This is a genomic window from Pseudoxanthomonas jiangsuensis (assembly GCF_010093185.1).
In the GTDB taxonomy this organism is placed as follows: Bacteria; Pseudomonadota; Gammaproteobacteria; order Xanthomonadales; family Xanthomonadaceae; genus Pseudoxanthomonas; species Pseudoxanthomonas jiangsuensis.
In genome coordinates this window covers 17,290-31,480 of record NZ_PDWL01000024.1, presented here as the reverse complement: position 1 = coordinate 31,480, position 14,191 = coordinate 17,290, and the positions used below count along the sequence as shown (strand labels likewise).

Annotated in this window: 5 protein-coding genes; all 5 read right to left on the bottom strand. The window is 67.9% G+C overall.

Annotated elements, in window-relative coordinates:
- Nucleotide 1: 1 nt before the first annotated feature.
- Complete coding sequence (locus CSC62_RS13815; protein WP_162407298.1) at nt 2–1,930, bottom strand: sialate O-acetylesterase; 1,929 nt, start codon at nt 1,928–1,930, stop codon at nt 2–4.
- A 14-nt stretch (nt 1,931–1,944) separates the two neighbouring features.
- On the bottom strand, nt 1,945–4,152 hold the full coding sequence (locus CSC62_RS13810) for a cellulase (protein ID WP_246194449.1): 2,208 nt from the start codon (nt 4,150–4,152) through the stop codon (nt 1,945–1,947).
- 127 nt (nt 4,153–4,279) lie between these two features.
- Nucleotides 4,280–7,228, bottom strand: a complete 2,949-nt coding sequence (locus CSC62_RS13805; RefSeq protein WP_162407266.1) for a TonB-dependent receptor — start codon at nt 7,226–7,228, stop codon at nt 4,280–4,282.
- Between the two features lie 263 nt (nt 7,229–7,491).
- On the bottom strand, nt 7,492–10,572 hold the full coding sequence (locus tag CSC62_RS13800; protein ID WP_162407265.1) for a TonB-dependent receptor: 3,081 nt from the start codon (nt 10,570–10,572) through the stop codon (nt 7,492–7,494).
- Between the two features lie 217 nt (nt 10,573–10,789).
- Nucleotides 10,790–13,963 (bottom strand): TonB-dependent receptor, encoded by a 3,174-nt coding sequence (locus tag CSC62_RS13795; protein ID WP_162407264.1) that lies wholly within the window; start codon nt 13,961–13,963, stop codon nt 10,790–10,792.
- Between the last annotated feature and the right edge of the window lie 228 nt (nt 13,964–14,191).

The following is a 14,191-nucleotide window of genomic DNA, read 5'->3' as shown; positions in this document are numbered from 1 at the left end:
TTCACCACTCGGCCGTGCGGAACGGCGAAGCCGGCAGGCCGTCGCGGCCGACCAGGTTGGCCGCGTGCGGATCGTCGCTCCAGCCGTAGCGGGCGATCGCCGGGCGCTTCACCGCGTCGCTGCGCAGGACCACGCTGTCGCCCTCGATCCGCGCCTGCGCCGGATGGAAGCGACCGTCGCGGCCGGCCAGTTCGAAGCCCCGCAAGGCGCCGCCGCCGCGCGCGGCCAGGGCGCCGTCGGCGTGCTCGAAGCGCAGCACCAGGCTGTCGCCCTTTACCTCGGCAGCGCGGAACACCGGTCCGGTCCAGGCGATGGCGGCATCGCCGTAGGCCAGGTGCCGGGCGATCCGCGCCAGGCGGTCGCCCGGGGTGCGCTTGTCGCGCGGATGGATGTCGTGGGTGTCGCCGACGTCGGTGATCACCGCCTGGCCGGTGGCGGGCAAGGCCAGCGCCGCGGACTGCGACTCGCGCAGGGTCGCCCAGGAACTGTCGAGCACGCTGCCGTCGGCGGCCAGCCGGTCGCCGGCGCCGAACGGCGCCAGCTGCACCCACAGGAACGGCAGCCGCGGCGCCTGGAAGCCGGCGCGCCAGCCTTCGATCATGTCCTTGAACTGCCCGCGATAGACATAGGCCCCGGTGTCGCTGGCGTTGGCCTCGCCCTGGTACCAGATCGCCCCGGCCAGCGCGTACGGCTGCAGCGGGTGGATCATGGCGTTGTACAGCAGGGTGTCGATCTGGTTCCTGTCGTCCTGCAAGGACACCCGCACCTGCGCGGTGCGGAAACGCCACTCGCCCGCCAGCGGACGCCGGGGGCCGCCCTGCGGCTGCAGGTAGAGCTGGTCCAGCGAACCGGTGATGCCGCCGCCGCCGCCATCGTCCTGCACCCGCACGGCCAGGGTGTTCAGGCCGGCGCGCAGGACGCCGGGCTGCACCGTGTACACGCGTGGCACGTTCCAGCCGTTGTTCACCCCGCCCACCCGCACGCCGTTGACCCAGGTGGTGTCCGAATCGTCGATCTGGCCCAGGCCCAGGGTCACCCCGGCCGCGGCCTCGCGCGCGCTCAACTCGAACGTGGTCCGGTACCAGGCGGTGCCGTCCATGCCGGCATAGCCCTGCGGTTCCCAGTGCGAGGGCACCTTGACCGTGGCCCAGGCGCCGTCGTCCAGCACCGCGGCGGCGAAGGCGTCCGAGGCCGGATCCACCGCCGGCCATGCCGCCACGCGCTGGCGCACCTGCGCTTCGACCTTGGCGTCCTCGGCCCGGCGCGCCGACATCTTCGCCTCCAGCGCGGCCGCATCCAGGCCGAGCATCGAGGCGCTCATCCAGGCCTCGATCGAACTGCCGCCCCAGGTGCTGTCGATGATGCCCACCGGCACCTGCAGGGTCTGCCTCAACTGCCGGGCGAAGTGGTAGCCGATCGCGGAGAACTCGCCCGCGGTGCCCGGCGCGGCGGCCTGCCACTGCCCGCCTTCCAGCTGGCTGCGCGGCGCCTCGGCCCAGGACTTGGGGACCTTGAAATGGCGCAGCTGCGCGTCGCCGGCGGCGGCCACGTCCTCGGCCCCGTGCAGGGTCTGCGCCAGCGGCCACTCCATGTTCGACTGGCCCGAGGCCAGCCAGACCTCGCCGACCAGCACGTCGCCGATCCGCTTGCGCTCGCCGCCGGCGCGCACCACCAGTTCGTACGGCCCGCCGGCGGCATGCGCCGGCAGCTGCAGGGACCAGCGCCCGTCGTCGCCGGCCCGCGCCCGCGCCTGGCGGCCGTCGAACTCGACCTCGACCTCGGTCCCCGGCGCCGCCCGGCCCCAGACCGGCAAGGGCCGGTCGCGCTGCAGCACCGCGCCGTCGGAGAACACCAGCGGCAGCTCGAGACCGGCCGCGGCCAGCGCCGACAGCGGGAAGGCCAGCCAGGCGAAGGCGGTGGCCAGGGCGATCGGGAAGCGGTTCTTCACTCTTGCGGTTCTCCGTAGATCACGCCGCGCCCGCCCGTCGCCAGGTACACGCGGCCATGGACGCGCGCATCGCCGGTGAGCATGCGCACGCTGCCGAAACGATGCCGCGGATCGTCGATCCGGACCCAGCGCCTGCCATCGTCGTCGGAACGATACAGGCCCGTTTCGCCACCGACATCCCCGAACACGAACAGGCTCGGCGAACTGTGCCCTGGCTTCGGCGCGCCGAGCCCGGCGGCATAGGCATTGGCCACGCCGGGCAGCCGCTCCAGGCCTTTGGAGCTCCAGCGCATCAGGCCGCGCCAGGAGGCGGCGAAATAGACCACGCTGGCCTCGTCCGGCGCCGGCAGGAGTTCGCCGCGGAACCAGTCGCCGATCCCGCCGACACCACCGGCGGTGGCCTCGAACGAGACCCCGCCGTTGCCGCTGACGTACAGGCTGCCGCTGACCGGATCGAAGCCGTACCACAGCCCGGCCTCGACCCGGTCGGCGGCGACCACCGCGCTGGCCGGCAACCCGCGCACCTGCTGCCAGCGGCCGCCGAAGTTGTCGGTGATCCAGTGCGCGCCTTCGCGGGTATGCCAGATCACGCGCGAGCCGTCGGCCGAGATCGCGATCCGCCCGGCGCCCTTGCCGGCGCCCTCGCCCTGCGGCTCGCGCGCGAACGCGGTCCAGGTGTTGCCGCCGTCGCGCGAATAGGCGGCGCGCACCAGGTCGCCGCGCTCGCCGTGCAGGTGGCCGCTGCGCACCAGCAAGGACGGCTGCCGGCCGGCGTAGTCCAGGCTCTCGGTGTTGCTGTAGCGCGGCGGCGCGGCGAACTGCACAGTGGTGTTCCGCAGGTCGTCGTGGCGGAAGCCGTCGATGTCGCCCAGCCCGCTGACCAGCGGCGCGCCCTGCGGCGGGCTGATCAGGTCCAGCGGCACGGTCTCGTCCAGGCCGGCGTCGTCGAACGCCCAGTGCACCGTGCCGCCGCGGTCCAGCGCGCGCATGTCGCGCGAGGCCCAGACCCCATAGCCGGTGACGAACAGCACCCGGTCCGGATCGTGCGGATCGATCTCGATGTCGGCCAGCCAGTGCGGCCTGGACTGCGCGGTCCAGGGCGAAGCCGAATGGTCGAACTCCGAGCGCGCGAACACAGGCGTCCAGCTGCGGCCGCCGTCGGTGCTGCGGTAGACCTCGTCGCCGGGCGCCCAGCGGTTGAACGTGGTGGCCACGATCGTGTCAGGGTTCGACGCGTCCACCGCCACCGCGCCCCAGCCGAAACCGTCGCCCTGCAGGTCGCTGGACTGCGGCGCCGGAGTGATCTCGGTCCAGCGGCCGCGGGCCGGCGAGTACCGCCACACCGCGCCGTTGCCCATCGCGTCCGGGCCCGGCTCGTCGCCGTAGCTGAGCAGGAAATCACCGCGGCCGTCGCGGACCATGTGGTTCGGGCGCAGCCCGGTGGGCTGGCCGGGCACGGCCTGCCAGCTGCGGCCGGCGTCGGCGGAGCGGAACAGGCCGCCTTCGCGGCTGGACACGCCGGCATAGACCACTGGGGTCGGCGCACCGGCCTGGCCGCTGGCCGGGTCGAAGGCCACGAATACGATCCCGATCGCCTGCCGGCGCCAGTTGCTGGCGCTGGCCGATTCGGAGGTAGCCAGCGCGGGGAAGGCATCCACACGCTTCCAGCGCGCGCCATGGTCGTCGCTGCGCCACAGGCCGTGCGCACGCGAGCCCAGGAACAGCACCCGGCCGTCGTTCGGATCCACCGCCAGGCGCTCGCCGTTGCCGCGCGCCAGTTCGTTGCCGCCGAGCTTGAACGGCAGGTCGGTACGCTCGAAGCTCGCGCCGCGGTCGGCCGAGCGCAGGATCGCGCCGTTGCCGGCGCGCTCGTGGGTATAGGTGCCCGCGGCCAGGTACAGCCTTTGCGGGTCCGAAGGATCCAGGGCCAGGCTCTCGATGCCCATCAGGTTGGCGTCGTCGTGGCCCAGCCAGTCGGTCAGCGGGATCCAGCGCCGCGCCACCGCGTCCCAGCGGTAGGCGCCGCCGACATCGGTACGCGCGTAGGCCAGGCCGCGCTCGGCCGGATGGAACTCGATGCCGGTGACGAAGCCGCCGCCACCGATGGCGACATTGGCCCATGTGTAGGGTTCGGCGCGCGTGGCTGCGGTGGCGTCGCCGGCGGCCGCCACCAGTGCGGCCAGCAAAATCATGACTCGATGCATGCACTGCCCCTCTCCGGATGGCTTCCACGCGGACCCGGCGCGGGCCACGGCGCGCGCGCCGTCACAGGAACCGCCCGCCGACAGCCGGAGGGAGAGGGGGAGTACCCCCTCTCCCGGCCCATCGCCATCAGAACGTGAAGCGCAGGGTGGCCGCGTAACGACGGTCGTTCACGTACCAGGAAGTGACCCGGCGCCCGGCTCCGTTCTGGTCCATGATCGTGCGCTGCTCGGCATTGTTGAGGTTGTTCATCTCCAGGCCGAACTGCACGTTGTCCGAGAAGCGGTAGAAGATCGAACCATCCAGCTGGCCGAACTCGTCGCTGTATACCGGAAGCTTCCAGGCGATGTCGTTGTGGGTGCCGTTGTAGCCGTTGGGACCGACCGAAAGCAGGTACTCGCTGCGCCAGTTGTAGGCCAGGCGCACCTGCCACGGGCCTTTCTCGTAGAAGGCGGCCACGTTGTAGGCGTTCTTGGACAGGCCATCGGCCGGCAGGTCGCCGAAGGTCGAGCCGTCCGTATCCACCGGCGAAACATCGATGTTGCCCGGCACCTTGGTGCTGCTGTCGATGAAGGTGTAGTTGGCCGACATGCCCAGGCCGTCGAACGGCGCCGGCAGGAAGTCGAAGAACTGGTTCCAGCCGATCTCGGCACCCTGGATGCGGGCGGTGCCCACGTTCACCGGGCGGGTGATCAGGTAGTCATAGCTGTTGCCGTCGGCACCCGGGTAGGAAACCAGCTCGGTCTGCCGGCGGAAGTAGTCCTTGACGTCCTTGTGGAAGACGTTGATCCAGGCCATGCCGCCGCGGTCCGGGGCGAAGTACCACTCCAGCGACAGGTCGAACTGGTTGGCCTTCATCGGCTCCAGGTACGGGTTGTCGTAGGAGCTGCCGGTCAGGTCAAGGTTGTCCACCGACAGGCTGCTGCCGTCGTCCGGCGGGTCGATGCCCGGCTTGGTCCCGGCATTGAGCTGCTGGTAGGCCTGCATGTCGCTGAAGTTGGGCCGGGCGATGGCCTTGGACGCGGCGAAGCGCATCACCAGGTTGTCGGCCAGCTCCCACTTCAGGTTGGCGCTGGGCAGCACGTCGGTGTACGAGTTCTCGGCCGTGACCGGGGTGGACTCGCCCGCACCCAGGTAGGGAGCGTAGGCCACGTTCGGGAAGATCAGGTAGCCATCGGCGCTGTTCTCGGTGCGCACCACGCGCACGCCCACGTTGCCGTCCATCCGCATGCTGTCGACGGCGAAGTTGAGCATCGCGTAGGCAGCGTAGGTCTTCTCCTTCTGGATGTTCGACCACTGCTCGTCGCTGGTGTCGCGCGGCGCGTAGACCCCTGCGTAGCAGCACAGGTAGTACGGATCGGCGGCGCTGTGGATGTCCTGGTAGCTGACCGGGAAGCCCAGCGCGGTGGACAGGATCGGCGCGTAGATCGCACCCGGGGTCTTGGCATCGCCCCGGTAGAAGTTCTCGAAGGTGGTCAGGTTGGTCAGGCTGGAGTTGACCTGGCCGTTGAGGTTGACGCCTGGCAGCGGCTGGTCGCCCGGGAGGGCCCACCACTGCATCCACGGCTGGATGACCGGCTGCCAGTCGTAGCCGGTGTCGATGCTGTGCGCATCGCGGTCGGTCATCCGCACGCCGAACTTCAGCGACTCGACGAAGCCACTGTCGAAGCTGTGCTTGAGGTCGGCACGCCAGGCGATCTCCTCGGCCTCGTTGTCGTCCTGGTGGTCCATGGTGAACGCCCAGTAGTAGTTGTCGATGTTCGCGGTGAACGACTCATCGACACCGATCACCGGACGCCCACCGCTGAGGTCGACGTCGATGTAGGGCACGTTCAGGCCAAGGGTGACGGTGGAATCCAGCGCCTTGGTGGTGGCCTTGATGTACTGCACCTCGGTGGACAGCTCGGTGTTGTCACCGACCAGCCACTTCAGACCCGCGGAGAAGTCCTGGGTCTTGGAGTCACGGTGCGAGGCGCGGATGTCGGCACCCATGGGGATGTTGCCGCCCGAGGCCAGGCGGCCGGAGACGAACACGTCGCCATCCAGCTGGTACGGCTGGCTGGCATCCAGGCGCACCTGCAGCGGATCGTTGTCGAGGAAGATCGCATCCTCGTACCACAGCTCGTCATAGGTGCTCTGGAAGCCGGTCGCGAACACCTCGACGCGGTCGTTCGGGCGCCATTGCATCGCCACGTAGGCGCCCTGGCGTTCGCGCTCGTAGTCCAGCGTGCGCCAGTCGGCGCCGCGCGGCAGCCACAACGCTTCGTTGGTGCCGTCGCCGTTGAGGTCGCTGTTGGCGTTGTTGAAGAACGGCCGCACGAACATGCCGTCGGTACGCGTAGCCAGTTCGGAGTGGGCCAGGTCGACGAGGATGCCGAAGTCGCCGGCGTCGGTATCCCACCGGTTGCTGAAGAGCAGCGACGCGGAAGGCTTGACCTGCTCGGCGAAGTCGCCGCGGTTGACGCTGAAGGAGGCGCCGATCTTCCTGCCCTCGAAATCGAATGGCATGAAGGTGCGCAGATCGACCGTGCCGCCAAGGCCGCCTTCGATCATGTCGGCCTTCTGGTTCTTGTACACGTCCACGCCCGCCATCAGCTCGGACGGCACGTCGCCGAAGCTGAGGCTGCGGCCGCCGGAGGCGGAGAAGCTGTCGCGGCCGTTGAGCTCCGAGCGCACCTGGGTGAGGCCGCGCACGGCCACGCCGTTGCCTTCGGCCGAGAAGTGCTCCGGGTCGCCCACCGACAGGAAGCGGTCAATGGTCACGCCGGGGATGCGCGACAGCGTTTCGGTGACGCTGCGGTCGGGCAATGCGCCGATGTCGAGCGCTGTCACCGAGTCGACGAATGTGTCGGCATCGCGCTTGATGTCCTGCGCCCTGTAGACCGAGCCGCGGATGCCGGTGACCTGGACCTGGTCCAGCTCGGTCACTTCGCCTTCGGTATCGGCCTGTTGTGCAAGGGCGCTGGGTGCGGCCAGCAGCATCGCCACGCTCAGGGCGAGCAGGCTGCGGCGATGACGGGCATTGGCGGCGGGCGCGGAGATTCGGTTCGCCGGGCTGCGATAGTGGTGCTTGGACATTGCGTTCCCTCCCAGGACACATGCGGTGCAAGCGAGGACGGGTTGCCCGTCCGATCTGGTTGTAGTCGGCCGGAAGATGCGACCGGATCCGGCCCGCGCGCCAAGACAGCGCTGTCGGACCATGGGGCGGATCATAGATAGCGGTCACATACCCGACCAATGAATTATTCCGCACCACGTATTTCGCCCTGGAATGCTGCGCCGCAAAAAGGAAAAGCCCGCATGGTTTCCCGTGCGGGCCTTATTTGGCCGGCTTCCGCCGCTTACCAGCTGGCGCGCAGCACCGCCGAGTAGCGCCGGTCGTTCATGAACCAGGCGCGGTCGTAGGTGGTCGTGTCCAGGTAGCCGTCCGTCGGATACAGCCGCGGGCCGGTGGTCAGGTGGGTCACCGAGTTGGTGATGTTGTTCACCTGCAGGCCGATCTGGATGTTGCTGTTGAGGTTGTAGAAGAACGAGCCGTCCAGCTGGCCGAAGTCCTCGTTCCAGGTCGGCAGCTGGGTGATCACGTCGCTGGACGTCAGCAGGTAGCGCGATCGCCAGTTGTAGGCCAGGCGGAACGACAGCTTGTTCTTCTCGTAGATCCCGACCACGTTGTAGGAACGCTTGGACAGGCCCTCCAGCGGCAGGTCCACCGACACCGCGCGGTGCTCCAGGTCGTACGGGTCGACCACCGCGTTGGCGCCGCCCGAGCTGTCCACGTAGGTGAAGTTGGCCTGCACGCCGAAACCGCTCAGCCAGCCCGGCAGGAAGTCGAAGAACTGCGAGTAGCCCAGCTCGTAGCCGCGGATCTTGCCTTCGTCCAGGTTGTTGGTGCGGGTGATCGCGTACTGGTCGCCGTTCCAGGTCTCGTAGCCGACCGTGGTGGCGAAGTAGTCCTTCACATCCTTGTAGAACAGGGTCGCGTAGACCATGTTGGTCGGGCCGAAGTACCACTCCAGCGCCGTGTCGTACTGGTTGGCGCGCATCGGCTTGAGCGCCGGGTTGCCGGCGGAGCCCTCGAAGGAGGTCAGGTCCTCGAATCCGCACGGCTCGGTGCGGGCGCCGGTTTCGATGGCGTTGCTGCACGCGGTGGAGACCGAAACGCTCAGCGGCAGCCAGGCCTGCATCAGGCGGAACTCGGGGCGGGAGATCGCCTTGGACGCGGCCAGGCGCCACTGCAGGCCCTCGCCGAAGCGGAAGCGCACGTTCAGGCTCGGCAACACGTCGGTATAGGAGCTGCTGGTGTCGGTGCTGAAGAACTGGCCAGCAAACTTCTCCTTGACCGCGTCGGTGACCTGGTCGCCCCAGCCGGACAGGTCGGGCATCTGGCCGCCGCCGGTGGTCTTGACCGAGGTCTTGACCACGCGCACGCCGAGATTGCCGTCCACCGGCACGCCCAGCGCGTCCTGGTTCTCGAAGTACAACACGCCGTAGGCGGCCTGGGTGCGCTCGTCCTGGATGTTGATGTTCTCCGGGGCGTAGGTCAGCGGCGACCAGCCGCTGCCCGGCGAGACCTCGTTGGACAGCGGGCCGATGGTGCTGTTGGCGTAGGCGATGTTGACCATGCTCGCCGCCGGGAACCACAGGTTGGTCGGCACGCTGACCTTGCCGCCGAAGAAGTTGCCCATGTCGTACAGCTCGGTGTCGCCGGCGTAGTACTGGTCCAGCCAGGCGACGTTGCCGCGGTCCGGGTTGTCCACCGCATGCCACGACTCGCTGATCGCCTTCCAGTTCCACTTGGTGGAGTAGCTGGTGTAGCTGCGGTCGGCCAGGCGCACGCCGAAGCGGAAGAAACGCAGCCAGTCGCTGTCGTCGAAGGTGTACTCGAGGTCGATCCGGCCGGCGCGCTCGTTGCCGCGGTTGTCGGCGATGTGGTCCATCGCCGCGCGCCAGAAATAGGTGCTCGGGTCCAGCAGCGCCTCGTCGTTGTTGGTGGTCACCGTCGGGTACTTGCCGCTGAGGTCCAGGTTCACGCCTTCCAGCAGGGTCGAGGCGTAGACGGTGAAGTCCATGGCCTGGTTGTCCGACTTGACGTACTGGAAGTCGCCGCGCATCACCAGGTTGTCGGTGAGGTAGTGGCGGAAGCCGGCCGAGAGGTCGGTGGTCTGGTTGTCCTGGGTGTTGTAACGGTGGCCGGTGCTGAACTGGATGCCGAAGCCGTTGTACATCTGGTGCCACGGGTACTCGCCCGAGCGCAGGGTGCCGCTCACGAAGCGGCCGTTCTCGTCGTAGACGAAATCGGTGCCGGGCATCGGCAGCACGTCGGTGGTCTTGCCGTCGGCGTTCTCGGCATCGCTGGCGCCGCCGAACACCATCGAGTGCTCGCGCCAGGCCATCCGGTACTTGGAGGTCAGGAACTGCGCGTACAGCTCGGTGTCGTCGTTCGGCCGCCACTGCGCGGCCAGGGCGATGCCCTGGCGCTTGCGGTCGAATGCGGTCTGGCGCCAGTTGGCGCCGCCCGGCACGAACACCGCGTCGTGGCCGCTGTCGCCGACCAACTGGTCGCGCAGGTCCTCCGGGGAGACCCAGCTGCCGTCGGGCATCATCGCCCAGTCGCCGCCGTTCTCTGGCAGCACGCCACGGCGGTGGAACGGCTCGATCTGGATGCCGTCCGACAAAGTCGACATCTCCGAGTAGGAGACGTTGGCGAGGAAGCCGACCTCGCCGATCCCGGTCTGCCAGCGGTCGGAGAACAGGAACGAGGCCGACGGCTTGCCCTTCTTGGCGTGGTCGCCGTAGTTGTAGTCGACGCTGCCGGCGATCTTGCGTCCCGGCTGGTCGAACGGCATGCGCGTGCGCAGGTTGACCGTGCCGCCCAGGCCGCCCTCGATGATCTCGGCCGAAGGATTCTTGTACACGTCCACGCCGGCCATGAGCTCGGAAGGCACCTCCTCGAAGCTCAGGCCGCGGCCGCCGTTGGCGCTGAACACGTCGCGGCCGTTGAGCTCGCCGCGCACGAAGGTCAGGCCGCGGATCATCACCCCGCTGCCCTCGGCCGAGAAGTGGTCGGTATCGTCGCGCGCCAGGAAGCCGGTGACGGTCACGCCGGAGACGCGCTTAAGGGTCTCGGTGACCGAGCGGTCCGGCAAGGCGCCGATGTCCTCGGCGGTGACCGAATCGACGATCTGCGCAGCCTCCTGCTTGATCTCCTGGGCGCGCATCACGCTGCCGCGCACGCCCTTGACGGTCACGGTCTCCAGTTCGACGGCGCCGGCATCGGCGGCACCGGTGCCGGCCTCCTGCGCCTGCAGGCCGCCGGCGGACAGCGCCAGCGCCACCCCGAGCGCCAGGGTAGAGCGGTGGATGCGGTTGGACGGATACGGCTTGACGCCGCGCCCAGCGGCGCGGACCTGGCTCTTGGACATCGCAGTTCCCCTCCCAGAGACACTGAAGTCTTGATCTGTTGTCGTTCTTGCTGGCCGGACCGGGGCTGTCCCGGCGGCCGAGTTAACGTTATCCCGAATTCGCGCGACCGCACAACAAATGCCGTTATCTAGACCCCTTGTATTCCGGAAAGGAATATTTCCACCCAAAAGAAAACCCGCGCGGTTGCCCGCGCGGGTTGCCATGGTGCCGGTCGCCTTACCAGCTGGCGCGCAGCACCAGCGAGTAGCGGCGGTCGTTCTCGAACCAGGCGCGGTTGTACAGCGTGTCGTCGATGAAGCCGTCGCGGCGGTAGCCACGCGGGCCCATCAGCAGCTTGGTCACGCTGTTGGTCAGGTTGTTGGCCTGCAGACCCACCTGGATGTTCGAGTTGATGTTGTAGAAGATCGACCCGTCCAGCTGGCCGTAGTCGTCGTTCCACACCGGCTGGCGCATCGCCGGCATGACGTCGCTGGAGGTCAGCAGGTACTGCGAACGCCAGTTGTAGGCCAGGCGCAGCGAGATCGGGCCACGCTCGAAGATGCCCATCACGTTGTAGCTGCGACGGGACAGGCCTTCCAGCGGCAGGTCGACCGGGACTTCGGCCGGGGTGCCGTCCGGCGGGCTGACGTCGGCGTTGCTGCCGCCCTTGCTGTCGACGAAGGTGTAGTTGGCCTGGATGCCGAAGCCCGGCAGGAAGTCGAAGAACTGCGAGTAGCCGACTTCGAAGCCGCGGATCTTGCCCTCGTCGAGGTTGCGGGTGCGGCTCATGACGTAGTTGCGCCCGTCGATCACCTCGCTGCCGATCGAGGTCGCGAAGTAGTCCTTCACGTCCTTGGTGAACAGGGTGATGTAGGCGCTGTTGGCCGGACCGAAGTACCACTCCAGCGCGGTGTCGAACTGGTTGGCGCGCATCGGCTTCAGCTCGGGGTTGCCGCCGCTGCCGCTGTAGCTCAGGTCATCGAAGCTGCACAGGTCGGTCTCGTCGCGCAGGCCGTCGGTGATCGCCTGCGAGCAGCCGGCCGCGTTGGCGCTGAGCGTGATCCAGTTCTGCATCAGGCGGAACTCGGGACGGGCGATCGCCTTGGAGGCCGCGAAACGCCACTGCAGGCCATGGTCGAAGCGCACGCGGACGTTCAGGCTGGGCAGCACGTCGGTGTAGGAGCTATTGGACTGGCTCTCGAACGACTGGCCGTAGAACGCCTCGCGCACCGCCGGGTCGACGGTCTCCAGGTAGGCCGTGGTCATGTCGGGCATCAGGCCGCCGCCCTGGCTCTTGACGCTGGTCTTGACCACCCGAACGCCAATGTTGCCGTCCACCGGCGCACCGAAGCGGTCCTGGTTCTCGAAGTACAGGATGCCGTAGGCCGCCTGGGTCCGCTCTTCCTGGCTGTTGACCGCATCCGGTGAGTAGGTGATCGGCTCCCACTGCGCGCCGGGGATGGTCGCCAGGGACTCGTTGACCTTGCGGATGTCGACGAACCCATCCTGCGCCGCCCAGAACTGGGTCGGGACGTTTGCCTTGCCACGGAAGAAATCCTTCAGCGTGTACAGCTGGGACTGGTTGCCGTAGTACTGGTCGACCCACGCCACCGGCGGACGGGTCGGATCCGGGTTCTCGATCTTGTTCCAGTCGTCGCTGATCACGCCCCAGTTGTAGGTCGTGTAGAAGCTCGTGTAGCTGCGGTCGGCCAGGCGGACGCCGAAGCGGGCCATGCGCCACCAGTCGCTGTCGAAGCTGTACTCGAAGTCCAGGCGCGCGGCACGCTCACGGCCTTCGTTGTCGGCCAGGTGGTCCATGGCCGAACGCCAGAAGTAGTTCTCCTGCTGCAGCGCCGCGGAGGGGTCGTCCAGGGTCACCGAGGGGTACTTGCCGGTGAGGTCGAGGTTGATGCCTTCCAGCAGGGTCGAGGTGTGGACCGAGAAGTCCACCTGGTCGCTCTCGGCCTTGACGTACTGCAGGTCGCCGCGCATGACCAGCTTGTCGGTCATGTAGGTGCGGAAGCTGGTCGAGAAGTCGGTGGTCTGCGAGGTCTGGACGTTGTAGCGGTTGCCCACCGCGAACTGGATGCCCGGGCCCTGGTACATCGACGGGGTCGCGTCGCCCGGCTGCCCGCGCCAGCCGCCCAGGCGGATCGCGCCCTTCAGGAAGCGGCCACGCGAGTCGTACATGAACTGCGTGCCCGGCATCGGGATGATCTTGTTGGTGCGGTCGGCCAGGCCGTCGCCACCGTCGTAGGCGTTGCCGTAGTAGTCCGGGTCGCCGGTCCAGTTGTCGGTGTTGTTGGCCTCACCGGCGCCGGTGTACTCCATGAAATGCTCGCGCCAGGTCATGTCGTACTTGGAGGTGATGACCTGGGTGACGATCTCGGTGTCCTCGTTCGGACGCCACTGGAACGCGAAGGCACCGCCTTGGCGCTTGCGCTCGAAATCGGTGCGGCGCCAGTTCACGCCGCCAGGCACGAACACGTGGTCGAAGTCGGTGCCGTCCAGCAGCAGGTCGCGCTGGCTGTCCGAGGACACCCATGCCTCCTGCTCCCAGTCGTACACCCAGCCCTCGCCGTTGGGCAGGCCTTCGGGCTGCTCGGCCGGGGTGCGGCCGCGACGCGAGTACGGCTGGATCTGGATGCCGTCGGACTGGGTGGCCAGCTCCGAATAGGAGATGTTGGCCAAGAAGCCCATCTCGCCCACGCCGGTCTGCCAGCGGTCGGAGAACAGGAACGAGGCCGACGGACGGGCGTCCTTGGCCTTGTCGCCGTAGTTGTAGTCCAGGCTGCCGGCGATCTTGCGGCCCGGCTCGTCGAACGGCTTGCGGGTGCGCAGGTTGACCGTGCCGCCCAGGCCGCCCTCGATGATCTCGGCCGAGGGGTTCTTGTACACGTCCACGCCGGCCATCAGCTCGGAGGGCACTTCCTCGAAGCTCAGGCCACGGCCGCCGTTGGCGCTGAACACGTCGCGACCGTTGAGCTCGCCGCGCACGAAGGTCAGGCCGCGGATCATCACGCCGCTGCCTTCGGCCGAGAAATGGTCGGTATCGTCGCGCGCGGCGAAGCCGGTGACGGTCACACCGGACACGCGCTTGAGGGTCTCGGTGACGCTGCGGTCGGGCATCGCACCAATGTCTTGGGCGGTGACAGAGTCGATGATCTGCTCGGCGTCCTGTTTCAGGTCCTGGGCGCGCATCAAGCTGCCACGCAGGCCAGTGACCTGCACGGTCTCGAGATCGAGGGCCTCGGCCTGCCTTTCCCCGGCAGCCCCAGTTGCAGCCTCCTGCGCGTGCAGCGTCCCGGCGGACAACGCCAGGGCGACGCCCAGCGCAAGGGTGGAATGGTTGAAACGATTCGACAGGCGCGAAACGACGCCACGCCGGCCGGCGCGGATACGGTTGGACATCACAGCTCCCTCCCCAGGACACTGAACATTAAGATCTTGTGGATTTATATCGACGGCCCCTCGCCGCCTCTGGTATCGCTATCAATGCCGCATAAACTGGATCAGATGCTTTGAAACCAATGCGTGCATGACAGCGCTCCCCAAAGGGAAGCTATTGCCCGGACAGCGCCTTTACCAATGAAATGAATGAATAGTATGTATGCATGTATCGATATACATGACACACAG

Excerpts from the sequence above, each read along its gene's own strand:
- CSC62_RS13795 (WP_162407264.1), bottom strand. The coding sequence starts at position 13,963 with ATGTCCAACCGTATCCGCGCCGGCCGGCGTGGCGTCGTTTCGCGCCTG.
- CSC62_RS13810 (WP_246194449.1), bottom strand. The coding sequence starts at position 4,152 with ATGCATCGAGTCATGATTTTGCTGGCCGCACTGGTGGCGGCCGCCGGC.
- CSC62_RS13805 (WP_162407266.1), bottom strand. The coding sequence starts at position 7,228 with ATGTCCAAGCACCACTATCGCAGCCCGGCGAACCGAATCTCCGCGCCC.
- CSC62_RS13800 (WP_162407265.1), bottom strand. The coding sequence starts at position 10,572 with ATGTCCAAGAGCCAGGTCCGCGCCGCTGGGCGCGGCGTCAAGCCGTAT.